This window comes from Cohnella lupini, assembly GCF_003386205.1.
Lineage (GTDB): Bacteria > Bacillota > Bacilli > Paenibacillales > Paenibacillaceae > Cohnella > Cohnella lupini.
Genome location: NZ_QRDY01000009.1, coordinates 138,178 through 161,874 on the forward strand (window position 1 = coordinate 138,178; position 23,697 = coordinate 161,874).

Genomic DNA, 23,697 nt, shown 5'->3' on the forward strand with positions numbered 1-23,697 from the left:
ATCTCCATATTTTCATTTCTATCCGGACTTCCTTGCGACTTTCTCCATACTCGCTTCTGACTTGCAGAGAAGCTATGTATATCGACTCCTCTACGTTTTCCTATGCACGGAAAAGTTATGCGAACCGCAGCACCTCGCTCGAACACGCCAAAAAAACCCTCAAGAGACGCGTCCTGAACGCTTGGGCGGAATACTCCGAGGGTTGTTCGACCAACTCATTTTATCGTTAATTCTCGATCATACGACGACGATTTCTTGAATATGAATATGGCGTTCTTGGCTCAAGTCGAGAAACGTTTCATCGATTCTGACCAGAGGATGAACGTCGTCGTGCGGATTAATGTACACGACTTCTCCCCATCTGCCATCCGTAAGCTTTACCTTGCTCCCGATGAGGTGACGAATCATCATCTTAAGAAATACCGAGACGACTTCCGGGTCGAGCTCTCCGAAGGAGCCTTTGCGCATTTCATTGACAATCTCGTGAAACGGAAGGGGCTCATGATAGGGCCGTTTGGAGGACATGGCATGAAAAATGTCGGCCACGGCCACGATTCTGCTGAACGGATCCACCTCGTGGCCCAATAACTTAAAGGGATATCCTCGTCCGTCGATCCGTTCATGATGCTGCAGGGCGACCAAGGCAATCCTCGGGTCCAATCCCTCGGTTCCCTTCAAGATCTCATGACCATACGTCGTATGTCGCTTGATCTCCTCGTACTCGGCCTCCGAGAGCTTGCCTGGCTTAAGCAGGATATCGTCCGATATGTTGATTTTACCGACATCGTGAAGCGTTGCCGCCAAGGACAGTAGGGCTAGGTCCTCTTCGCCGAGCTTCATCCACCTGCCGATCAGCGTCGACAGCACGCCGACTCCTATATTATGCTGGTGCGTATATTCGTCCTTCGCCTTTACCGACTCGAACAACTGATAGATGTCCGGATGCGACGACACTTGCCGAACGATGGGAAGCAGCTCGTTCGTGATCTCGTTCAAAGGAAGTCTCTTCGTGATTCTCGCTTGGTCGAACAACTGCTTGGATTGGCTTGCGGCTTCGCGCACGATATCCGTCGGCGCTTCGACGGGAAAGCCGTCCGATCTTTCGTCCATAACCAGGATATCGGATTCATGGATGTGATGCTGTTCAAGAAGACGAATGAATCCCGCGTCAATGGTTACCCGCGCTGGTAGAAGTAGGAGTCCTACCGAATTCAGAACATCGTGCTTCGACTTTTTGCCAAGTAATCGATCAAGAGACAATTCCCCCGTCAGCTCCGCTCCGTTATCAACATCAATCTAGGTTCGTTTTACAGAATATACCTCAAACCGCGACAAATTTCCACAAAATTTTACAAAATTCGATATGCCTTTCTTGTGCTATTTTCTCAACAGCTCGCGAATCAAAATGAAAGCCGACCCGATTCTCGAAGCCCGGCCATACTTGCGAATATAGTCATAGTCGGTCAATACGATGCCAGCGTCTTTAACCGCGTAGGAAAAATCGTCGTCCAACATCAGTTTATGCTCCCATACCCTTTTCTCCCAATGAGGCACCCGTTCCAGCATGAAGCTGTCCTCGACGGCCGGATGGATATAGGTTTCGCTGATCCCCTCCGGAAGATCGTACATTTTCCCAATCATGGATTGTTTAAATAGTTCGTAGGTTTCGCCCTCCTCGATGTGAAAAGGATGGGACAAGAGATAGTCGGGAATGGCAACGCCCATCACTCCGGCCAGGGAAGAAGCTTTCGCGACGATTCTTTCGACTCCGGGAATGGATGACAACAGCGGATCCGCAGGGTGTACCTTCCGAAACAATCGGAAGGGCAGCTTCCACTTCGCGCATTGCCGCAATACTTGAGGAATATGGCTTCTCCCCGTAGCCATCCCATATAAGCTCCCCATGTGATTATCGGCATGAGTCGGTTGAATGCCGAATCGCCTAAGCGCCTCATATTGGGCGGCCAGCTCCTTCATGACGGCTCCCGTATCGGCATGTCTTTCGAACGCCTCGACCGTCTTGTGCATATGTCCGCTCTCGTCGTGAAGCGATGGATGCCCGGTCAGGCTCGCCCACCTTACGGCGTCGAACTCGCTAGTCAGCGTAAGGTGCAATCCGACATTCGTCTGCCCTTTTCTCTTGCACCAGTCCGCGGCTTCCTCGAAACCGGGAGCCGGGGCCATCAAAGTCGCCGACGAAACCCTTCGTTCCTCCAACAGCTGCATGATTGCTTCATTCATCGGCTTGCTTTGTCCGAAATCATCGCAGTTAATAATCAGATACCTAGGATTCATCGGCGGGTTTCCTTTCTATTTTGACGAAGAAGGATAGGAAGATAGAGACGACAAGCAGGCCGAACGGAACGACGCTTATTAAGTAGCGGAACGTGGATTCAGGATCAGGACCCGGGTTGTCCCCGTCCTCGTAACCGAATATGATGCCGACTATCAAGAAGGCCAAGGCGGAAATCAACCCGCTCGAACGCGTGATGAATCCGCTGACAGCAGTATATATCCCTTCCCTCCTGCTACCGGTCTTCGCGAAATCCTGATCGATGATGATACTATTCACGATCGGCGGCGTAACGAGGAAGCCGGCCAGTCCGAAGCCTACCAACACCCCCGCAATGATTCCGCTTACAAGACTTGTGCCGAACCATAAGGGAATAACCGATAATGCATACGCGACGAACGACAATCTCCAACCCTTTACCGGGTCCAATCTACGAATTAACCAGAACCAGACGGCGACGAGCGGAATGACCGAGACGAATATCGAGCCTAGAAGAATAGCATTCTGGGCTTCGGGAACTTTCAACACGTATTTCGCGTAAAAGGGAATCATCGAGCTCAGCAATCCATTGACGGTTTGGGCGAAAGAGTTGGCGATATTGACGAGCCAGAACGTCTTGTTCTTGAACGTTTCACGGAATGCCTCTTTGAATCCCAGCTGCGGGGATAACATGGCCTGCTCGTCTTCCTTCACGTTTCTCAGGAAGATCAGCATTAGAACGCCGAATACTAACGCGTAGATGATGGACATCTTGCCGAAGCCCATAGCATCGAACAAGATAGGCGTTAGCGCCGTACCTATCAGCAAGGCGACGATCTGATAGCCTTGCTGCACCGCCGAAGCTTTGGCTCGAAGTCGGTCCCCCTTGAACAGTTCCGGGAATAACGCTCCGTAATTAACCCAGATAACGGTCGCCACCGCCTCGTATATGACCAAGGCTATGAGAAACCAAGTGAACAAGCCCATTTCGGACAATCCTTGAGGCGGCGAGAATACGAGAATGAAAGACAGCATGAAGAATGGGATCGCACCGAAGATCCATGGACGACGTCGCCCATACTTCGTGTTGGTCCTATCCGACCAATAACCGAAGAGCGGTTGATTGACCGCATCCCAAATGAGGAAAATCGTGCGAGCCAGCGTGGCCAGGCCAATGCTCAGTCCCAGCTTGTCTACGTAATAATAACTATAGAAGGAGCTGAAAGCCTGGCTTGGAATCATCATCGCCAGCATCCCGAACGCGTACATCATCGGGGAATTGAGAAACCTTTGTCTCATGGAATAACCTCCGCATATCGTCTATTCGGAAGATCGATTGCCATCAATTTCGGTGAATTCAACGCTAGCAAATGCACGTTTTTTTCTTCTTGCCCGTTTTGCCCATCCGTTCGATTTTCTCGATATATTCGGTTGCGAGGGGTACTTTACAAGCGGTCTGCCCCATATGGACATCCACTTTACCGATTTTCCCGGCGACTTTATGAGCATTCTCGAATAGCGGAACCACATAAGCGCCGACGGCGATGACAAAAGCGTTCATCGTGTAACGCACCCGATTCCGTTCCTCGTGGATGCTTTCTTCTATGCGGAGCAACAGCGCGCGAATCTCATCCAAATCCAATTGACGGTCTTGGGTTATGGATACATAATTCGCGTACGCGCTCCACCCGCAAGTCGCGATTTGTTCTTCGGGAGACTCGATCCACTCCCTGGATAGTTCAACCGCGTATGGACTTTCCGCTGCGATCCAAGCGACGGTATATTCAGAGATCATATACCAGCATGCTTGGGTTACCCACTCCTGAAGCATTTCTTTCGTCGCCGTCTTCGGATTCACGGTCAAACCGGCTAAATACATCGCGTCGCTGTTTCCCGTAGCGTAAAGAGCTCGTGCCAGCTCCTGGTCTTTCTTCACGTCCTTGACCAACCTCTTCATATCCCCCACGCGTACGCCAAAAATAGGCTCCAAAGCTCCATGGCGAAGAAACGTATTCTTCGTCTGCTCGTTTCCCATCTCCTCCAGCTCGACCATGACTTCCTCTAGCGTTATCGTCATAAGCTCCTCCTTGAGGTTATGCCATTTATATTACGAATACGAATGATTTCATACTGCTTAATTCTCTCCCCGGCTCGCGGTTTCCTTTCTAACGACGATGATTCCGTACAGAACATGGGTATCGCCTCCTATTCTTATGAGCAAACAAAAAGTCCCGCCCGGATTCTTCGAGCGAATCCGAGCGGGACTTATTTAGTTGATGCCAGGTTATAGGCTGGCCGCGAGGATGCTAACGATGTCATCCTTCGCCAACTGCTTGAACGTACCGATCGACCCGAACTGAGTCGCCTCCTCGGCCATCCGTTCCAACTGCTCGCCGTTAATGCCGAGCTCTCCGAGCGTGGCGGGAGCGCCGATGCGCGTAAAATACTCGCGAGTCGCCTCGATGCCCGCCAGCGCGATTTCGTTATCGTTTTTGCCGGCAGGATCGATTTTCCACACCCGCACCGCGTATTGCACGAACTTGCCGACCCGTTCTTTGTAGACGTGTTTCATCCAGTTCGGGAAAATAATCGCCAATCCGGCTCCGTGCGCGATATCGTAGATGGCGCTAACTTCATGCTCGATTCCGTGCGTAGCCCAATCCGTCGTTACGCCGTTGGGCAACGTTCCGTTCAATGCGTACGTCCCCGCCAGAAGTAAGTTAGCCCTTGCGTCGTAATCGCTGCCGTCGGCAAGAGCCTTCTCGCCGTTCTCGATCACCGTAAGCAGGATCGACTCCGCGAACCGCTCCTGCAGCGGAATATCCGTCGTTAAGCTAAAATATTGTTCGAACACGTGCGACATAATATCGACAATGCCGTTAACCGTCTGGTCGACGGGCACCGAATATGTAAGTTTCGGATCGAGGATCGAAAACTTCGGATAGACGTGCTTGCTGCCCAAGGCACGCTTCTGCTTCGTTTCCCAATTGGAGATAACGGCGTTTCCGTTCATCTCGGATCCCGTTGCCGCAAGCGTCAGCACCGTTCCGATAGGCAACGCCTCTTGAATGATCGCCTTGTGAACCGTGAAATCCCAGACGTCTCCGTCGTATAGCGCTCCTGCCGCAATCGCCTTCGCCGCGTCTAGAACGCTGCCTCCCCCGACCGCGAGCACGAACTCGATTTTCTCGGTCCGACAGATATCGATCCCTTTGTTCACCGTCGTAAGCCTTGGATTCGGCTCGATGCCGGACAGCTCGCGCACGGTCGCTCCGATTCCGTTCAGTTGGAATAATACGTCGTCGTAAAGCCCCGACTTCTTGATGCTTCCTCCGCCATATACGAGCAAGATCCGCTTACCGTAAGGTTTGATCAGTTCTCCTAGCTGGTTAACCTTGTCCGCTCCGAACACAAGCTTGGTCGGGTTGTACAATTCAAAAGCGTTCATGCTCTTATTCCCTCCTAGGTATTTCATGATAAAGGCTCCCCCCTAGTGTACCACTCCGCGGGAAAACTAGCACATACCGAGACAAGTTCTTGCGCGCGAAGCCTCGGCCATTCTACAATAGCAGGTAATTGAAACCGGATTTGGAGCGTATGAGATGAGAGATCATGATTTTACTTGGGCTGAAAATATGCTTCTGCTGGACCGCGCGAACGAGGCTTCCGACCGGGATGTTAGCTATTCATTCGCGATAGACGAGTTGCTGTGCAAGCAGGTCGGCGAAGGCGGTCAGCCGATATGCCATATTTGGCGTCATCCGCGCGCCTTCGTAATGGGGACGAGGGATAGCCGGCTACCGGGAGCCGCGGACGCTTGTCGCTGGTTGGAATCCGAAGGCTACGAGGTGCTCGTTCGCCATTCAGGGGGAGCGGCCGTTCCGCTGGATTCGGGCGTGGTTAATCTTTCGTTGATTATGCCCGTGGCCGTCAAATCCGTTTACGGCGGGTTTCGCGACGACTTCGAGCGAATGTACGCATTGATTAGTCGGACGCTTGGCGGATTCGGCGCCACGGTTAATAGAGGAGAAGTAGAAGGCTCTTATTGCCCCGGCGATTATGATTTGCATATCGACGGCTTGAAGTTTTGCGGAATTGCCCAACGTAGGCAGGTCAAGGCCATGATTATTCAGGCTTTCGTTCTAGCGGGCGGATCGGGGATCGCCCGGGCCGAGCTGGTCAAAGCGTTCTATGACCGCGCGGGAATAGGCGCCAAGCCCGGCGCTTATCCGCTCGTCGTTCCCTCTACGATGTCCAGTTTGGAGGAACGGCGCATTTTCGAAGATCAGGATGGTGAAGCGACTGAGAGGTTTAAGCTAGCGTTGCACCGGACCTTCGCCGACATTTCGTCGATCGCGGCTAATTCCTCCAACGATGAACTTGTGAGAGTGCGGCTACCTCATCCCGATGTTATTCGGAATGCGGCCAATCTTCTAGGATCGAGGTATCCGTTACCTCGTTAATAGTGGAGCTGGGCGGAGTGGGTGGATAGAGGGAGATGGAGTTAGTCCGATTTCGTTACTTTCTCGGCTCCATTCGACCGCGGCGGGCGGAGATAGTCCTATTTCGTTACTATCTCGGCTCCATTCGACCGCGGCTGGTGGAGATAGTTCGATTTGGTTACTATCTCGGCTCCATTCGACCGCGGCGGGCGGAGTTAGTCCGATTTCGTTACTATCTCGGCTCGATTCGACTGCGGCGGGCGGAGATAGTCCGATTTCGTTACTATCTCGGCTCGATTCGACCGCGGCGGGCGGAGTTAGTCCGATTTCGTTACTATCTCGGCTCGATTCGACTGCGACGAGTGGCGCTCTCTCCACGCTGGGATCATAATTAGCTAACTTCCTTCGTTAATTCGCCGCTTCCTCCTCGCTGCGATCATAGTTAGCTAACTTCCTTCGCTAATTCGCCGCTTTCTCCTCGCCGCGATCATAATTAGCTAACTTCCTTCGTTAATTCGGCGTTGACGCGTCCCCTCAAAAAAGAAACGTCCGTCATCCATGGATTTCATGGATGACGGACGTTTCTTTTCTTATTCGACTTCCCTCAGGAGCTTCTCGACCGACGTTAGCCTTCCCCGTATCTCCTCTAACTCGCCTAACAATCTGTCTTGACCTTCCACGACCTGCCGCTGAAGATCCATGGAGGATTCCACCAGCTTGGCGTAATGCTCGTCGCTAGCAAATTGCATTTGCTTCGTCTTGTTGCGCTGCTGAATCGTAATGCTGTAGGCCGTTATGCCGCCCAGTAAAATCATAAACGTGAAGCCCATTCCCAAATACCCGTAAAAATGCTCATCCATTCAATTATCCTCCTTCGTATGGGGAGTCTCCGGAGCGGCTTTGTCCGTTAATGTCCGGACCGCCTCCGTGATCGACTCGGGTGTTACGACATACTCGAACTCCGTCAATTCGTAATACTTCATCGCTTTGCCGTCATCGGACAGCTCCAGATTTCCCGTTATCAATCCGGCGGCTTCCAGTCTCTGCAAATGCATGTACAGTAACGGCCTGCTCATCCTTACTTCTCTCGCCAGCTCGCTTACGTACATCCGGTTCACTCTCAAGCAAGCGACTATACGCAGACGGTGGGGATTGGCCAAGGCTTCGAACACCTGCAACCATTTGTTTCCGGGCGTTTCCATAAGCCATTGCTCCATGTTTTTATTTTCTATCACCTGTAATAATAATATTACATGTGTTAGTTATTGTAAAGTCTATATTTTTCTACACTTGACCCGAAGGCTTCCGTATTGTTTTATTGAACATAGGTGATGCAAATGATCGATCTTAACGAATTGGCCAAGCAGTTGAATAACGGTTCCCTTTCCGTGCGCGGAGTCTACAAGGCGCGATGGGAGCCGGGAGATTATATAGGGCATACCAAAGCCTACCCTACCGAGAATACCAGCTTCGTATTCGCCCTTCGGGGACAAGCCGTATTCGAGTTCGACGGAATTTCTTACGAGCTTTCGCCGGGACGAGTCGCGCATGGTGCCAAGAACATGACCTTGAATCTAAAGGTCGGTCCTCACGGATTCGAATATATTCTTATTCACTATGCGTTAATCCCCTCATCCGGCGCGAGCGCAGGGTATTCCATGCATCACTACGCGCTAGATACTGGCGAAAACCCGATCATCGTGGAGCTGCTGCACCGATTGAATCAGACGTCGGCCACTCCCGGCAATATCGAAGCTTTCGAAGCGAAGGGGCTGTTCTACTCCATCCTCCACGAGATGCTCTCTTCCGCCCGGAGCCAATCGAATAGGGACAGCAAGCATGCCATCGAACGCGTCATCGACTATATTCATAGCCACTACATGAATTCTTTTTCCTTGAACGAGCTTGCCGGCATAGCCGGAATGGAAATAAAGCCTTTCTCGTATCACTTCAGCAAGTATTGCGGGATATTCCCGATCGATTATCTCATCCAGCAGAGGATGAAGCACGCCAAGCAATTGCTAGCCATGAGCAGCTGCACCATTCGCGATATCTCCACCCGCGTCGGCTACTCCGATGCTCATTATTTCAGCAGATTGTTTAAGATACACGTCGGTTGCTCCCCGACCCTGTTCCGTCAAACGCAGGGTAATTATCCACCCTCTATTTAGGAATTGTCTATTTGCAAAAGGATACCTCTTGTTTATAATTTTTAATGACAATGAAAATCATTATCAATTATAACTTGTGGAGGAAAATAGAATGTTCGCTAGCAACCGCGTTTATCGAAGCCTTTCAGTAAGTATCATCGCTATATTGTTGATCGCCATCTTCTCCGCATGCGGGAACAACAACGCATCCGAGAACTCCGCTAGCTCTCCGGCTACGGAAACGGAACAAACTAGTCCGTCATCCGAGCAAGCATCCGCTTATCCCAAGACGATCGTGCACGATAAAGGCGAAACCGTGCTGGAGGCGAAGCCGAAGACTATCGCCATTACTTACTTCCCGTTCGCCGAGCATCTCTTCGCAATCGGCGAGCAAGCCGTTGTCGGCGGAGTCGTAGGCTTAAGCTCGTTGAAAAACTTCCCCGTGTATGACCCGTTCACGAAGGACGGAAGGATCGCCGATCTCGGCGATACGCCCAATTTAGAGAAAATTACGGCGCTTAATCCCGATGTGATCATCGCATGGCAGGATGACGAGAAAATCTACGACCAGCTGTCCAAAATCGCTCCGACAGTCCTCATCAATCAAACCGAGAATTGGCAGGACACGATCGCCAAAGTCGCCGCTCTGATTAACGAGGAAGACAAAGCGCAGCAATATATGGACGACTATAATAACAAGCTTGTAGAGCTTGCGAGTCAAATGGACCAAACCGGCGAAAAAGGCAAAACCGCCATTTTCATGATGACGTGGGGTAAAGGATTTAACTATTACGGCGGAGAACGGATGGCGCCATACTACGAGAAGCTAGGCTTCGGCAAATTCAAAGACATGGAGGATTGGGGCGAGCTTAGCTTGGAAAGCGTCAGCAGCGTGGATCCCGACTATATTTTCCTTGGAGAGGACTTTACGAACACCGCTGAAATGAAGGTCGAGGATCTCAAGACCAACCCCGTCTGGAACAATCTGAAGGCCGTGAAGAACGGTAAACTCTTCATCGTGGACACCGAGATCGTCGGCCCGCTGGCGATGGGCCAATTCAAAGGGTTGGAAACGATCGAAGGAATCATCAAGGACGCCAAATAACGGTTGCCGATAAAGAAAAGCATCTTCGCCTAAACAGGCAAAGATGCTTTTTCTCCTTTTTGCAGCTGATACATCTTGAAGTAGCGTCCCCCGAGCGCCATCAATTGATCGTGATTGCCACGTTCGACGATCTCTCCTCGATGGAGCACGAGAATCTGGTTCGCATCCCTGATCGTGGAGAGCCTATGCGCGATGATTAACGTCGTCCGGCCTTCGCTGACGACCTTGAGCGCCTGCTGGATTAAGCCTTCCGTCTCGCTGTCGATGCTGGCCGTCGCCTCGTCGAGAATGAGGATGGACGGATCGAACGCAAGAGCCCTTGCGAAGGAGATGAGTTGACGTTGACCGGAAGATAACGTGCTTCCCCTCTCCACCACCTGCTCGTCGTAACCATTCGGAAGCTGCTCGATGAAGGCTGAGGCTCCGACGTCGCTTAACGCTTTTTTCACCTGCTCCAGCGAAATGTCTTTGTTATACAAGCTTACGTTAAATTTGATATCGCCGGCGAAGAGATAAGGATCCTGAAGGACGATGCCCATATGCTTGCGCAGCGCCTGCTTGGATATTGTCCGAATGTCCGTTCCGTCCACGGTGATGCTGCCACTTCCAGGTTCGTAGAAGCCGAGCAGCAAGTTGATGATCGAGCTTTTGCCCGAGCCCGTATGGCCGACCAGCGCCACCGTCTCTCCCTTGCGCGCTTCGAAGTTGATGCCCTTCAAGACGTTGTCCCCATCATTGTAGGCGAACGTGACGTCGTCGAACTTCACGATACCTTCAGGACGCTTCACCTTATCCGCTTCTTCGACTTCCTTGCCTTCCAAATCAAGAATAACGAATACTTTCTCCGCGGACACGAAAGCTCTCTGCGCGTTCGTGAGCTGATCGAAGATCCCGATTATGGGATTGAAGATACGCCCTAAATAATCGATGAAGGCATAGAAAACTCCGAAAGAGATCGAAGCTTCGAGCAACGACTGGTTACCGAAGTACCAGATAACGTAAGCCGTGACCAGACTTCCTATCGTTCCTACGATATTGCGGGAAGACAAGGAGAATACGCGGAATTGCTTCACTTGGTTTACGTAGCGATCTTCATTGAGGACACCGAACTCCTCTAATGTCACCTTCTCCCGACGGAACGCCTGAATAATCGGCATAACCACAATGGATTCATTGATCATGGCGTTCATGTCGCTAAGCCGTGCGCGCATGACGGCGATGTACTTCTTCGAGTACTTCAGATGGACGTACATGATAATTGCGAACAATGGCGGCAGAACTAGCACATAAGAAGCCAAGCGCGCATCCAAAATGAACAAAGCGACGAATATGCCCGCCAACTGAATGAAGCTCACGATAAAGGTCGCCATGAAGCTCATGAACAAGTCTCGAATCGCCTCGGTGTCGTTCGCTATGCGCGAGACGACCTGACCGATCGGCGTATTGTCGAAGTAACGCAGCGGAATTCGCTGGATGTGCCGCATCAAGTCCATCCGCATGTTCTTGATGATCTGTAAAGCCGTCGATTGCAGCGTATACGATTGCGTGAAGTTACTCACTCCGGCTATCAGCAGCAGCCCGATATAGATCGCGAGCAATGTGAACACCGGCGCAAGGTTTCCCGTATCGGGCGTTAAATGCTTATCGATAATGGTCTTGATAATGAACGGACCGCCGAGCTCGGCTCCTACCGCGCAGCACAACACGAGCAACGAGCCGAGGATTCTGTATTTGTAGACGAGCGCGTAGGCGAGAAGCCTTCGCGCCGTGGTTGGTTGGGGCTTCATGTCGATCGATAGCCTCCTTCTATAGAGTGACATCCGCCCTAGTCACCTTCGGTGAAAGGGAACGGTTGCATCGTGGCGGGCAGCTTGCTCGCTAACCTTACTCATCCAAACTCGCTTCCATTTGCTGGCGTTCCCACTGCTCCTTGTACCAGCCGCCGAGAAGCATCAATTGCTCATGCGTTCCCTGCTCCCGTATTCGGCCTTCGTCCAGCACCAGAATCCAGTTGGCATGACTAACGGCGGAGAGGCGATGCGTCGTAATGAGCGTCGTCTTGCCTGCGCGTTCCTGACGGATCTGATGCACGATGCGGCTTTCCGTCCTGGCATCCACGGCCGACAACGAATCGTCGAGGAGCAGAATTTCCGAATCGATCAGCAGCGCCCGCGCTATCGCAAGCCGCTGCTTCTGCCCGCCCGATAGCATGACGCCGTTCTCGCCCACGATCGTCCCAAGCCCTTCCGGCATCTGGGCGATGTCTTGGGTGAAGGAAGCCATCTCCACCGCGCGGTCGATTTCCTCCGCCGTCGCGTCCGGCTTGCCGAGCGCGATGTTATCGCGAATGGATTTGGACAGCAGCAAATGCTCTTGCGGAACGTATGCCACCCAGCGCTTCACTTGTTCCTGGGCGATATTCTCGACGGAAATGTCGGAGATATAGAGCATTTCCGGATCGACCGGATATTGGCGCAAAAGCTGCTTAAGCAGCGTGCTCTTTCCGCTCCCCGTCCTGCCGACGATGCCAAGCGTCTCCCCGCGCTCCAGCCGAAAGGAAATCTCCTCTAGACTCGGGCGAGTAGCCGTCGGGTACGTGAAGGACAACCGCTTCAACTCGATAACCGTCGGCGCCTGGACCTGGATGGGACTCTCGATATCCCGCAGATCCGGCTGCTGGGTCAGCGCCGTCTCCAAGCGGTCCGCCGAGGCGCTTCCCCGCTGAAGCACGTTAATAAACTCTCCGAAGGAGATCATGGGCCAGATAAGCATGCCCAAATAAATGTTGAAGGAGATCAGCTGTCCAAGCGATATTTCGTTCTCGAACACGAGATACGAGCCGTACCCGATTCCGATGCAGTAGCTGACTCCGACGATGATCGAAATCAAAGGCTGGAAGAGCGCGTTCAGAATAGACACCCGCTTGTTCTTGTTCATGACTTCCGAAGTCATCTCGTCGAAAGCGCGAAGATCTTTATTCTCCTGTACGTAAGAACGAATGACGCGGATCCCGGAGATGGACTCCAGAACGTGATCGTTCATTTTGCCGAAGGATTCCTGAGCGGATATGAATCGGTTTCTCACCTGCTTGCCCAGTCTGCTTATGACGAGTACGAGAAGAGGTAAGGGAAGCAATGCCGCGATCATCAGCTTGGCGCTTATGTATGCGAGCATCATAGCAATGACGACGGAAGCGCCCACGAGCGTATTGACCAAAGTCATGACGCCGTACCCGGCCGTTTGCCCGATCGCCAGTATATCGTTGGTCGCAAGCGCCATCAACTGCCCCGTGCTGTTGCGTTGGAAGAATGACGGCTTCATCTTGGAGAGATGAGTCAGCAGGCGGCCTCTAAGTAATTTCTCGATGAGCGCGGAGTTGCCGAACAGGGTCGTTATCCATGTGTACACCATCACGTATAAGAACACGGAGAGGCAAACGAGCCAGAGAACGGTTTGACTGAGCCCCGATGCGGTTAGCGTGTCTGTTTTGATCGAATCGATAGTGTCCCCGATCAGCTTGGGCGGGATCATCGACAATAGGCTGACCGTAGCCATCAACGCGATCGCAACGGCGTAGCTCCAACCTCTATCCTTGAAAAACCATTTTAATCGAATGACGAAAGACAAGTGCTTTCCTCCTTTTTGCGAAAGACGAATCCGAAATTCGTCATAATAGATTCTTCCTGATTTTACAGTTCCTTGGGTAACCCGTATATATACTTACATCGTTCGGAACTCCTCTCTCGCCCGTTGGCGACTGATTCACCGCGACTGGCTCCGGGTAACAATAGTCAACGAAACTATTCCCTAATCTTGGGAGAGAGGGTGGTTCAGATGACGGTCCAGCACCGCAACATGGAAATCGAAGAGCGGCACGTGGAGAAAAGAATAGATTCCAGCCAAGTTGCTTCCACTTTCATTAAGTACGCCGCATACGTCGCGATTACTTTAGGTATTCTGTATTTCTTGGCTCAATACGTGCTTCCGAAATTTTAAGGACGGAATGACAGACCCTTCCACGATCGCTGTGCGCGATAATCGAAGGGTCCTGTTGTCGTTTCGTTGCTGTTGAGCGAATCGGGGGGTTATTCCGCGGACTATTCTTCCGCTTCGTTGTAATGCTCCTTGCAGAAAGCCGCCAGAGCTTCCTCTTCTTCGGCTTCCAAGTCGAGATCCAAGTAGCGCTCCGTCGATTTCTCGATCAAATCGTAATTCACGATGGCTCCTTCTTCTCCGTCCACTTTATACACCAGCTTAATCGTTATCCCCTGCACGGAGTACAACTCGTCGTCCTCGTCGAGCTCCAGGTCCAGCAGAAATTCGTACCGTTTGCCCGATAGAATTTGAAAAGGATCCTTCACCAGCTCCACGCTGTATTCCGCGATCGTAAGCATGCTCGTCATTCCTTCCTATGTCCGCTTGCGTCTATGAATGTTTATTATACACGGTTATGGGAACGGGGACGAGGTTGGGCGAGGCGATACTCTCTCCGCTTCTCCGAACAAACGAGATAACTGCTTCTCCGCGCGGTATCGAGAAGCGTTGAACGAAGGCCATCTCCGGTCCTCGCTAGATAGAGAAACCCGTTTTTTCTCCAGTAGCGGCTTCATAGCCGGATATTCCTTCTTGCTGAACTCGACCAGAAGCGGGAATGCGTCGACGGACAGCGTGCTCAAGTACGGAGCGTCGATATTCCCGCTGTCCCGGTAGCGTTCGATGTTCTTCTCGGCGATGATGCGATCCATCCCCGCATAGTTAACCATCACGTACGCAGCCAGGCTAATGACGATGTAACATTGAGCCAGCGGGATCTTGATGCTGCGTATCCGAAGAGCCGCGATGATAAGCAAAATGGCCAAATAGATCATGAACGCATGAACGAGGAAGCGAATATACGTATAGCCATAAACCTCCTCATACAGAATGAGCCTCATGTACGCGGAATAGAGCATGACCCCCGAACACCCTACCAATATATAGAGCAGGATCGCGTTCATCCGCCTCAATAACCCGTCCTCGCCCCCTCCATAGACCAACGTCGTCATGAGTATGGCAAAATTAATCATCGAAACGGTCACGAGCTCCAAGAACCCGCTTCTGGCATATTCCGCGTACGTTTTGCCATCGGGCAGCGCTCCATCCCATGCCCCGAAGAGGTACGTAAATTGAACGAGCACGAAAAGCACGTAAACGACGTTCACGGAAATCAATAGCGTGGCCATAATGATCGGATCGATCTTAAAGCCTTTATCCTCTTGAACCGCCTTCCCGACAATTCCGACTTCGGGACGACTGTTCTTCGGTTTCACGAAGCCCCAGAAGTAACCGAAGAACAGCACTCCGAAGATAACGATCCATATAAAACGGGCAAAGCTATTCCCGAGCGATAGATCGTTCCACCACTCCGGAAGTCCGGCCAGAAACCGATTAAACAGTCCGTCAGCCGAGGCCAATAGGTTCACGACGATGATCAGAAGCGGCAATGCGATCGCTAGGCCGATAAGCACTTTGCTCATGATGCTCTTCTGACGATCGCCCAACCTTCTTGCGGTTAGGACCTTTAAGATCCGAAATACCGTCGGCACATGCCGCAAGCTTTGGGGAATTAAGTGGTTCAGCGCGCTCCCCACGATTCGGATGTCCCACCAATCGAACTTCTTCGACCCTCGGACGAAAGCGAGATGAATGAAGACGAGAGGCGGAATAACCAGCATATTGAGCAGATAGAAAACCAAGTTGTCGTACAGCACGAAAGTCATCGAGAGCAGCATAACGACCGTGAACAAGAACCACCCGAACCAATGGATTTCCATTAATCGGTTTCTGATATCGTGGAACAGATAGACATATAACAGTAGCATGAATAGGGGATAAGATACCCCAGGCACGTTGCCGTAGAACAGATACTGGTGAACGATAGCCAGAACGAAGGCGCCGATCAGCGCGACCAACGAACGCCCTATAGTCCATTTTCTTGTTGGATCCACTTCCATAACCCCCGTTTCCCGTTATTCCTAAAGCCTATTGTAGATGTTAAAATAGGAAAATAAAGAGAAACAACCGTGCGATTAATTTCCTATTTTAATGAAGGCAGGTCCGGTGCGAAGTTTCGTGAATCGGATTACGCCAGGAGGCGCGTTTCCCATGAAGTTGAACCAACAATTCCTTAAGCTCCACTCCCTTTACGGGAGCTTGGAATCCGCCGTCGTCACTTTGGACGAGCTTGCCGGGCGACTGGAATGCACGCATCGCAACGCGACGAATATTATTCGGAAAATGTCGGACAACGGCTGGATCGCTTGGGATGCTTATCGCGGACGCGGACGACGCTCGACGTTGCGGTTTCTCGTGCAGCCCGAGGAAATCGCCGTGCAATCTATGATGCAGGCGATCAACCGAAAGGATATGTCGCAAGCGATCGAGCAGATTCGAGCCCATAGGCGGTCGTCTACGCTGCAAGAGCACCTTCAAGGCTGGCTACTCTCTTACTTCGGCCACCACTCCGAGATCAAGAGCGACAAGCAGATCGATACTTTACGAATTCCGATCCGTCAGAAGCTGCACACGTTCGATCCCCTATACATGAATTTGCTCGCCGAATCCTTCGTCTCCAGCCACGTGTTCGATGGTTTGGCGCGGAGAACCGATAAGCCGGACGAGATTCTCCCCGCCATCGCTCATGCTTGGGAAGCGGATGAAAGCCGGACCGTCTGGACTTTCCATCTTCGCAAGGAAGTTCTCTTCCACCATGGCAAAATCATGACGGCCGAAGATGTCGTCTACTCGTTCGAGCGCTTGATCCGCTCTTCTCGCAGAACGTTGTACAGCTTTATTTATAAACCTATCAAATCCGTGCGCGCCCTAACTCCGACCACCGTTCGTTTCGAGCTGGAGGAGCCCAACGAGCTATTCCTGCCCTTCCTATGCACCAGCCGCGCCGCTATCGTTCCCAAGGATCTCGGGCAAATGGGCACCGGCCGTTTCGGGTCGATGCCGATGGGCACCGGGCCATTCAAAGTGACGGAGATGAGCGAGAGCGTCTGCGTGCTGGAAGTGTTCGCTCCCTACTTCCAAGCCAGGGCGCACCTCGATCGGGTCGAGATTGTGCATGTACCGTGGGAGACGGAGAATTCGCACGGAGAGGTTCTTTCGCCTTTTCACGTCATCCACAGTCCCTCCGCCGCCGAAGTCAACTGGAGCCAGATCCACTCCGGCACGACCATACGGAAATTCGTCACCTGCAACACCAAAAAGGCCGGACCGTTAAACGATCCGACCGTTCGGGCTCACGTATTGGATTGCCTTCGGGGAAGCGATACGAACCAGCCTGCAGTCGTTCCCCCGAACAACGAAGGCGATCGCGTGCTTCAGATCGCGACCATCCCCCAATACCGGCAGGATGCGGAGGCTTTAGCTCAGTCGCTCGAGCATTCCGGTTATGCATGCAAGGTCGTCTCCCCCTCGCCCGAAGAATTCAAAGGGGATATCCGGCTGGAATCCGACCTGATCGTGTTCTCGCTCATTCGCGATCAGGACGAGCAGCTTCGCTTGTTCGACCTGTATCTCACGATCGCCGAGCACGTCGATGCCCACAATCGGATCGATATCGGGAATATTCTCGCCGCTGCGGTCAAAGAACCCGACGCGCGCGTCCGGGCTGCCCACCTTAAGCATGTCGAAGAGTCGCTTATCCGGGATCATCATCTGTGCATTTTATCGGAAAGACCGCTACCTACCGCTTATCTCCCGTCCGTGCGTGGAGTGACCTTCAACTCGCAGGGCTGGGTCAATCTTCGGACGATTTGGTTTCCTCCGGTTATGGAGTAATCGGGCGGTTCTCAGCGGAATTTCTGTATGTTGGTATTAATAATTTATTGGTATAGTTTGTCTTTTCGTAATCATTCGGTTAATACGAAAGGTGAAAGGTGATGAGTTCTGTGTCTTTAATTCATAGCAAAGATAAAGCTAAAAGTTACATTAGGTACATCCTATATTTCTCAATAGGGTCTGTACTTTTCTCTTTGGCGTACACTCTCTCCGTGATGCTAATATACTTCATGATTGGGATATTCCTTCTCCCCTTAGTAATACTTGCAGCAAAAGTGTCGATATATTTCTTATGGAGATGGTCACTTAAGTCCGTTGAAAGGTCGGGACTTAAGTATGTAGCGTTAGCATTTCCATATATTATTCTTGTTTATCTATTAATTATTTTTGACAACAGAGTATCTTGGTTTGAGGATGGAAACCTGCAACTGTACATTGATCTCCTCCATTCCGATTAATGACATCGCGTTGCAGTATGGAGGCTCCATCTTCGCGGTTCTTGGCGAGAGTATTCCTATGTTTCTTCTTGTCGTTCAATTACTATTACGACGTAACGAAAGAGACTATCTATTATAAGAAGGGGGTTACCGCAAAGGAGAAGTCCTAGCCGATCGAGGATGTATCCGCCGGGAGGCAACTACATATACGGATCATAGGTGGTAGAAGCCCGAACTTACAAAAAGGAGCGGGAAGACGCTTCCTGTGAGTGATTAGTCCCGGCCTGGCGGTTACTACTTAGGTCTGTAAAAGGCAGCTCTCTTGGGTAGATATCCAATAGTGATGCTATTCAATGTAATTTCAATACATGGTCCAAAAATAAGCTGGATAAGGATGTTTATTATCGCTATTGTTCTAAATTTAGTGTATTCCCTCCGAATATTCGATCAATAGCGATGTTCTTCAAACTACTTTGGTTTCAATATGGCTCATTAGCTTGAATAACGATGATTACCATCCTACTTACCTAGAATCACAACCGTTGCTACGCCAATTAATAGCAGATTTTAAATTTTGGGCAGGCATATTGCTCATCGTCGCGCGCTTTTACTTCATTAGGCTACTTTAAGTCAAATAGTACCGCCGAGAAGTGTACTGAATAGCGGGCACCTAAGTAGTAACCGCCTCGCGGCTTATTTGCTCGAACGTCGCTCCTGGATAAAAAAACGATCGCCTCCTCATCTTAGAAGGGCAATCGTCTTTTTAAACCTGCGTTTTCCCATGCTCGTGCTCGTATACGTCCGGCCGGCGGTCGTAGAAAGGCGCGACCGCGCCGCGCTCGCGATTCTCGCGGAGCCTGTGGAAGTCGATTACGGAAAGTACCGTCATATCCTCGTTCACTTCGCCGACGCGCAAGATGCCGTCCGCCTCGAAGGGAAGGTCGCATGGGGTGAACACGCCTGCTTGGCAATACCCCGTATCCACTTGCGGCCGATCCTCGGACAACGATCCGACCAGCCCGCTCAGCGCGACGAACAGCTGATTCTCGATCGCCCTCGCTTGGCAGCAATGACGTACGCGATAATATCCATATGCGCTATCGGTGTACGACGGGCAAAGGATCAGCTCTACGCCTCTAAGCGCCGCCGCCCTTGCCAGCTCCGGGAATTCGATATCGTAACAAGTGAGAATCGCCATCTTGCCCCACTCCGTATCGAACACGTTCAGCTCGTCGCCCGCGATCAGAGGCCAGCGAATCTGCTCCTCCGGCGTCAGATGCACCTTGCACTGCGTCTCGATTCGGCCGTCGGGGAAGAAGAGGAACGCCTTGTTCGCGTATTCGCCTTCCTCCTCGCCTTCTTTGCAAATGTGAGTTCCCGCGAGTATCGCGATATTCGACTCGCGGCTATGCTCCGTGAAGAACCGGACGTATTCGTCCGTCAGCTGGTCCAGGAAGTGGCAAGCGTCATCGTGAAGCATGGACGGCACGACGCTTAGAAGATGCGCGGTCATGTATTCGGGAAAAATAATCATGGCGGCGCCGCTCTCGGCGGCTTCCCGGATTTTCGCCGATATTCCCGTCCAGAATTGCTCCTGCGTGAGGATATCCGCTAATCCGTATTGGGCGGTTGCGATCGTTAGTTTTTTCATATGCACCTCTGTATGTTAGGAACGAATTTGCAAGGAATAAATATCCGTTCTCCGATCTTGGAACGACAAGGCATCCTTCGATTTACGATACCTCTCCAGAGTCTCCATGTCTACCTCCGCCATGATGACCGTTTCCGTATTTTCGCTGCACTCCCCGGCTATTCCATCGCGGGAGAACGCGAAATCCGCAGGCGTGTAAATTCCGGACTGGGCGTACTGAATATCCACGTTATCCACGTGCGTCAGGTTCCCGACCGTCCCGGCCGTCACGATGAACACTTGGTTCTCGATCGCCCGGGCCTGCGCGCAATATTTTACCCGCAAGAACGTCTGCCTATCTTCCGCGCAGAAGGGCACGAAAATGATCTGCGCCCCTTCCTCCGCGACGATCCGGGAAACCTCCGGATATTCGATATCGCTGCTGAGCTGGATCGATATTTTGCCGCAGTCCGTGTCGAACACTCCCAGCTCCGAGCCGCCGTTGATCCCCCACCATTTGCGCTCGTTCGGGGAGATATGAAGCTTGTATTGCTGCTCGATCGTGCCGTCTCTACGGAACAAATGGGCCACGTTGTAGATACGGTTATTGTTCTCCACGAAATGCGATCCGCCGATAATGTTTACGTTATACTTGACCGCAAGCTCGGTGAACAGCTCCACGTAATTGGTCGTGAACGTCGTCAGCTTCCGTACGGCCAAGCTCGGCGAGCGCTCGTCCAGGAAGGAGAGCAACTGCATCGTAATGTTCTCTGGAAAGACCGCGAAATCCGATTTGTAATCCGACGCTACATCCACGTAATGCTCGCACTGCGTGGCGAATTCCTCGAAGGAATCGATTTTCTTCATCATATACTGGATCACGCAAATCCGTACGGGGAACGACATTTTATAATGCGTCTTGTTGATGCTCGGCCTGTACTCGATGTTATTCCATTCTAGCAAAGCCGCGAAGTTCTTGGAATCCGCGTCGTCCGACAAATAATTGGTGATGATCCGTTTCAGCGTAAATCCGTTCATCATCTGGAAAGTGAGAACAGAATCGTAGATATTTTGCTGCAGCACTTCCTCCGCATAGGCTCTCGGCGACATCTTGTCGCTGTAATTATGGTAACCCGGGATGCGCCCGCCGACGATGATGCTCTTCAGGTTCAACTTCTCCGCTAGCCGCTTCCTGGCCTCGTACAGCCTGCGTCCGATCTTCATGCGCCGGTAATCCGGATGCACCATGACTTCCATTCCGTACAGATTCCCGCCCCGCGGGTTATGGTTGCGGATATAGCCCTTGTCCGTGATCTCCGAATAGGTATGCTGCTCCAAGTAATCGTCGAAGTTCACGATCAGGCTTGAACAGGATCCGATAATCTCACCGTCCAGCTCGACGCAGATTTGACCGTCTGGGAACGTGCGGATATGGCTCTCCAACTGGTCTATTTTCCATGGTCCCATGTTCGGAAAACAAATATTTTGCAGCTCGATGATGTTATTGAAGTCTTTGCGTTCAATGTTGCGGATGATGATCTTCTTCTCGAACTGAGAGATTTGATCGGTTGTCATAGAAAAATAGACCCCTTTATAAGATCGTTTATCTTTATTGTACCCAATAGTTTCATGCCGCTATTATCCGATGAGCGGTTATTTGTAATCTTTTTGCGCGGATCGCGCGGTTCCATCCCCGGTTTACCACTTTGTTTAGCGAATCGGCACTACCTTTGTCACCGTCGCAGGGAGCCGCGATTCCGTCTCGAATTACATTAATAATACTTGCGAATGGAGTGATTGCCGTGAACGCGAGACTTATCAAAACCAAGGAAGCTTCCGAACGGTTGGGCGTCAGCCAGACGACCGTCAAACGCTGGGCTTCCCAATACCCCTCTTCCTTCCCTAAGGATCGTCTGGGACATTACGTCTTCTCCGAACGGGAGATCAGCTTGCTTCTATATATCAAGGACGAGGTCGATCAAGGAAACGCTTTGGAGCAGATCGTGCTCCCCGTCCCCCTCTCCGCCAGCGAGCCGCGCAGATCAGAGGTCGACTTGTTCGAGCTCGAGGAGCCTGAAATCTTGTCCCGTATTCGCGAGGTCGAGCGCTCGCTGACCCAGAAAGCCGACGAGGTCGTCTCCGCGCAAGTATTGCAGCATCGCTCCGAGTTGGACGAACTGCGCCAGATGGTCGCCCAGCTCGCCGCATCCGTGGAGAATCTCCAAGGTACAAGCTCCAAGTCGGACATGCCGCGAGAAGAATTCCGTCTCCCCGCCCCCGGTCAACCCCTCGGACAAGCTTCGTCTCCAGCCAGAAAACGCGGCTTCTTTAAGTCTTTTTTCTGAATTCCGGGAGGAATGGATATTATCGCATAGTCTTGACGATATTCCCAGCGAAGCTCCGACATAAATGTTTAAAAACCGACGGAAACCATCAAACTTTATTCCTTCGTCTAACGTCTATTAGTTAACCAAAGAGAACAGACAGCGAAATCGGTCCAATCGGGCGGGGATGGGGATCCCTCCTGCTTGGACCATCCCCAAGCGCCTCTCGTTTCTGAATTGGAAAGCGGAGCTGTGGAGGAACTTGCAATGCGGGGAAAACCGAAAAGAAAGACTAAAAAACGTACCTTATCGGGTATGCTCTTCTTCATTGCGCTTGCATTGGGGTTATGGGGCTTGTCCGTACAGCAGGGATGGAACATCAACGGATTGATAGGCGGGGAGGTTTACGCCGATTCCGGCGCACCGACGGCGACATCCGAACCAACGGAGTCCAATCCGGCCACCGAATCGCCTTCGCCGAGCACGACTCCTGAGCCCGAGGTAACGGCTCCGACGCCTAAACCTAGTCCTAGCACGACGCCGAGCCCGAGCCCGCCACCAAGTCCAACACCTAAACCTGATCCTAGTCCAACGCCTAAGCCGAATTCCGGGAACACCGGCACGCACGGCGACAAGTACGAAGGCCGCAAGCTAATCGCGCTGACCTTCGATGACGGACCCGACGGGAAATACACGCCTCAAATTTTGGATATCTTGAAAGAATACAAAGCAAAAGCCACTTTCTTCGTCGTCGGTCCTCAGGTAAAGAAATTTCCGGACATCGCGAAACGCATCATCGAAGAAGGCCACACCATCGGCAATCATTCCTGGAGTCATAGCGATCTGACCAAGCTGTCGGATAAGAAGCTCGCGGTAGAAATAGACAAAACGCAACAAGCCGTCTTCGACGCCACCGGCGTTACCCCGGCGGTCGTTCGCGCTCCTTATGGCGCAATCTCCGATAAAGTGCTGAAAGCCATTCACTCGATGCATCTAAAGCATGTGTATTGGACCGTCGATACGCTGGATTGGGACGGAGCTTCCGTATCGAACATGCACGAGAACGTGATGTCCAATACCCACAAAGGCGGCGTGATCCTTATGCACTCCTTTGGCGGCCGCAAGCATGCGATCGAGCATACGGTTAAGCTGCTTCCGTCCATAATTAAAGATCTTACCGCCAAAGGGTATGAATTCGTCACGGTCGAGGAATTGATCGAGTCCGAGCAATTCCATCCTTCGGTCATTAAGTAATAACGTTACGGTAGAACTTTATTTGACTTCATGTGCGCACTCTCGAGATCTTAAGGTTACGGCATCACTCTATTGCCCCAATCGCACTCGCAAGCAACGGAGAATTGGCAAGATAACGTTACCCCATCACTCTAACGACCTCGTAGTCCTACTGTTTCGAAAAATAGAGTGATGGTGCAACGTTATGAATTCGGCAAACAGATGAACTGGCAGACCTCATTCCTTTAGGGTCTGCCAGTTCTTCTTTCTATGTCAA

General features: G+C 51.7%; 20 protein-coding genes. 7 read left to right on the top strand and 13 right to left on the bottom strand.

Features of this window, described 5'->3' with window-relative positions; translation table 11 throughout:
• Window positions 1-237 precede the first annotated feature (237 nt).
• The 5 genes from DFP95_RS16570 to DFP95_RS16590 form a co-directional block, all read right to left on the bottom strand.
• Window positions 238-1,260, bottom strand: coding sequence for an HD-GYP domain-containing protein (locus DFP95_RS16570; RefSeq protein WP_115993761.1), 1,023 nt, complete (start codon window positions 1,258-1,260; stop codon window positions 238-240).
• Between the two features lie 117 nt (window positions 1,261-1,377).
• Complete coding sequence (locus DFP95_RS16575) at window positions 1,378-2,295, bottom strand: polysaccharide deacetylase family protein (protein WP_115993762.1); 918 nt, start codon at window positions 2,293-2,295, stop codon at window positions 1,378-1,380.
• Window positions 2,285-3,571 carry an MFS transporter gene (locus DFP95_RS16580; protein ID WP_115993763.1) on the bottom strand — a complete coding sequence of 429 codons (1,287 nt, stop codon included), beginning with the start codon at window positions 3,569-3,571 and terminating at the stop codon, window positions 2,285-2,287. Before DFP95_RS16580 ends, DFP95_RS16575 begins: the two co-directional genes overlap by 11 nt.
• Window positions 3,572-3,635: 64 nt before the next feature.
• Window positions 3,636-4,343 (bottom strand): DNA alkylation repair protein, encoded by a 708-nt coding sequence (locus DFP95_RS16585; RefSeq protein ID WP_115993829.1) that lies wholly within the window; start codon window positions 4,341-4,343, stop codon window positions 3,636-3,638.
• 213 nt (window positions 4,344-4,556) lie between these two features.
• Window positions 4,557-5,720 carry an iron-containing alcohol dehydrogenase gene (locus tag DFP95_RS16590; protein WP_115993764.1) on the bottom strand — a complete coding sequence of 388 codons (1,164 nt, stop codon included), beginning with the start codon at window positions 5,718-5,720 and terminating at the stop codon, window positions 4,557-4,559.
• Between the two features lie 154 nt (window positions 5,721-5,874).
• Here DFP95_RS16590 and DFP95_RS16595 point away from each other — a divergent pair, with 154 nt between their 5' ends.
• Window positions 5,875-6,735 (top strand): lipoyl protein ligase domain-containing protein, encoded by an 861-nt coding sequence (locus DFP95_RS16595; RefSeq protein WP_115993765.1) that lies wholly within the window; start codon window positions 5,875-5,877, stop codon window positions 6,733-6,735.
• A 569-nt stretch (window positions 6,736-7,304) separates the two neighbouring features.
• Here DFP95_RS16595 and DFP95_RS16600 read toward each other — a convergent pair.
• Window positions 7,305-7,574, bottom strand: a complete 270-nt coding sequence (locus DFP95_RS16600; protein ID WP_115993766.1) for a hypothetical protein — start codon at window positions 7,572-7,574, stop codon at window positions 7,305-7,307.
• A complete protein-coding gene (locus DFP95_RS16605; RefSeq protein ID WP_115993767.1) occupies window positions 7,575-7,916 on the bottom strand; it encodes an ArsR/SmtB family transcription factor in 342 nt (113 codons plus the stop codon).
• Window positions 7,917-8,051: 135 nt separating this feature from the next.
• On the opposite strand from DFP95_RS16605, the gene DFP95_RS16610 reads away from it, so the two are divergent.
• Window positions 8,052-8,885 (top strand): helix-turn-helix domain-containing protein, encoded by an 834-nt coding sequence (locus tag DFP95_RS16610; RefSeq protein WP_181907467.1) that lies wholly within the window; start codon window positions 8,052-8,054, stop codon window positions 8,883-8,885.
• A 91-nt stretch (window positions 8,886-8,976) separates the two neighbouring features.
• Entirely contained in the window at window positions 8,977-9,969 is a 993-nt protein-coding gene (locus tag DFP95_RS16615; RefSeq protein WP_115993769.1) for an ABC transporter substrate-binding protein, read from the top strand.
• A gap of 29 nt (window positions 9,970-9,998) precedes the next feature.
• Here the strand turns inward: DFP95_RS16615 and DFP95_RS16620 are convergent, their stop codons facing one another.
• Entirely contained in the window at window positions 9,999-11,756 is a 1,758-nt protein-coding gene (locus DFP95_RS16620) for an ABC transporter ATP-binding protein (RefSeq protein ID WP_115993770.1), read from the bottom strand.
• A 97-nt stretch (window positions 11,757-11,853) separates the two neighbouring features.
• Entirely contained in the window at window positions 11,854-13,596 is a 1,743-nt protein-coding gene (locus tag DFP95_RS16625; RefSeq protein ID WP_115993771.1) for an ABC transporter ATP-binding protein, read from the bottom strand.
• 207 nt (window positions 13,597-13,803) lie between these two features.
• On the opposite strand from DFP95_RS16625, the gene DFP95_RS28945 reads away from it, so the two are divergent.
• Window positions 13,804-13,965: a hypothetical protein gene (locus tag DFP95_RS28945; protein ID WP_181907468.1), complete on the top strand. Its 162-nt coding sequence runs from the start codon at window positions 13,804-13,806 to the stop codon at window positions 13,963-13,965.
• A gap of 101 nt (window positions 13,966-14,066) precedes the next feature.
• On the opposite strand, the gene DFP95_RS16630 is transcribed toward DFP95_RS28945, so the two are convergent.
• The gene (locus tag DFP95_RS16630; protein ID WP_425453295.1) at window positions 14,067-14,372 is read right to left on the bottom strand and encodes a DUF6509 family protein; all 306 of its coding nucleotides are present in this window, start codon (window positions 14,370-14,372) and stop codon (window positions 14,067-14,069) included.
• A gap of 45 nt (window positions 14,373-14,417) precedes the next feature.
• Window positions 14,418-15,956, bottom strand: coding sequence for a DUF4153 domain-containing protein (locus tag DFP95_RS16635; RefSeq protein WP_115993830.1), 1,539 nt, complete (start codon window positions 15,954-15,956; stop codon window positions 14,418-14,420).
• Window positions 15,957-16,113: 157 nt separating this feature from the next.
• Here DFP95_RS16635 and DFP95_RS16640 point away from each other — a divergent pair, with 157 nt between their 5' ends.
• Complete coding sequence (locus DFP95_RS16640) at window positions 16,114-17,796, top strand: ABC transporter substrate-binding protein (protein ID WP_115993773.1); 1,683 nt, start codon at window positions 16,114-16,116, stop codon at window positions 17,794-17,796.
• Between the two features lie 1,200 nt (window positions 17,797-18,996).
• Here DFP95_RS16640 and DFP95_RS16650 read toward each other — a convergent pair.
• On the bottom strand, window positions 18,997-19,884 hold the full coding sequence (locus tag DFP95_RS16650) for a carbon-nitrogen hydrolase family protein (RefSeq protein ID WP_115993775.1): 888 nt from the start codon (window positions 19,882-19,884) through the stop codon (window positions 18,997-18,999).
• A gap of 15 nt (window positions 19,885-19,899) precedes the next feature.
• Window positions 19,900-21,438 carry a bifunctional GNAT family N-acetyltransferase/carbon-nitrogen hydrolase family protein gene (locus tag DFP95_RS16655; protein WP_115993776.1) on the bottom strand — a complete coding sequence of 513 codons (1,539 nt, stop codon included), beginning with the start codon at window positions 21,436-21,438 and terminating at the stop codon, window positions 19,900-19,902.
• A gap of 227 nt (window positions 21,439-21,665) precedes the next feature.
• On the opposite strand from DFP95_RS16655, the gene DFP95_RS16660 reads away from it, so the two are divergent.
• On the top strand, window positions 21,666-22,208 hold the full coding sequence (locus tag DFP95_RS16660; RefSeq protein WP_181907470.1) for a MerR family transcriptional regulator: 543 nt from the start codon (window positions 21,666-21,668) through the stop codon (window positions 22,206-22,208).
• 246 nt (window positions 22,209-22,454) lie between these two features.
• Window positions 22,455-23,441, top strand: coding sequence for a polysaccharide deacetylase family protein (locus DFP95_RS28670; RefSeq protein ID WP_147304172.1), 987 nt, complete (start codon window positions 22,455-22,457; stop codon window positions 23,439-23,441).
• Window positions 23,442-23,697 lie beyond the last annotated feature (256 nt).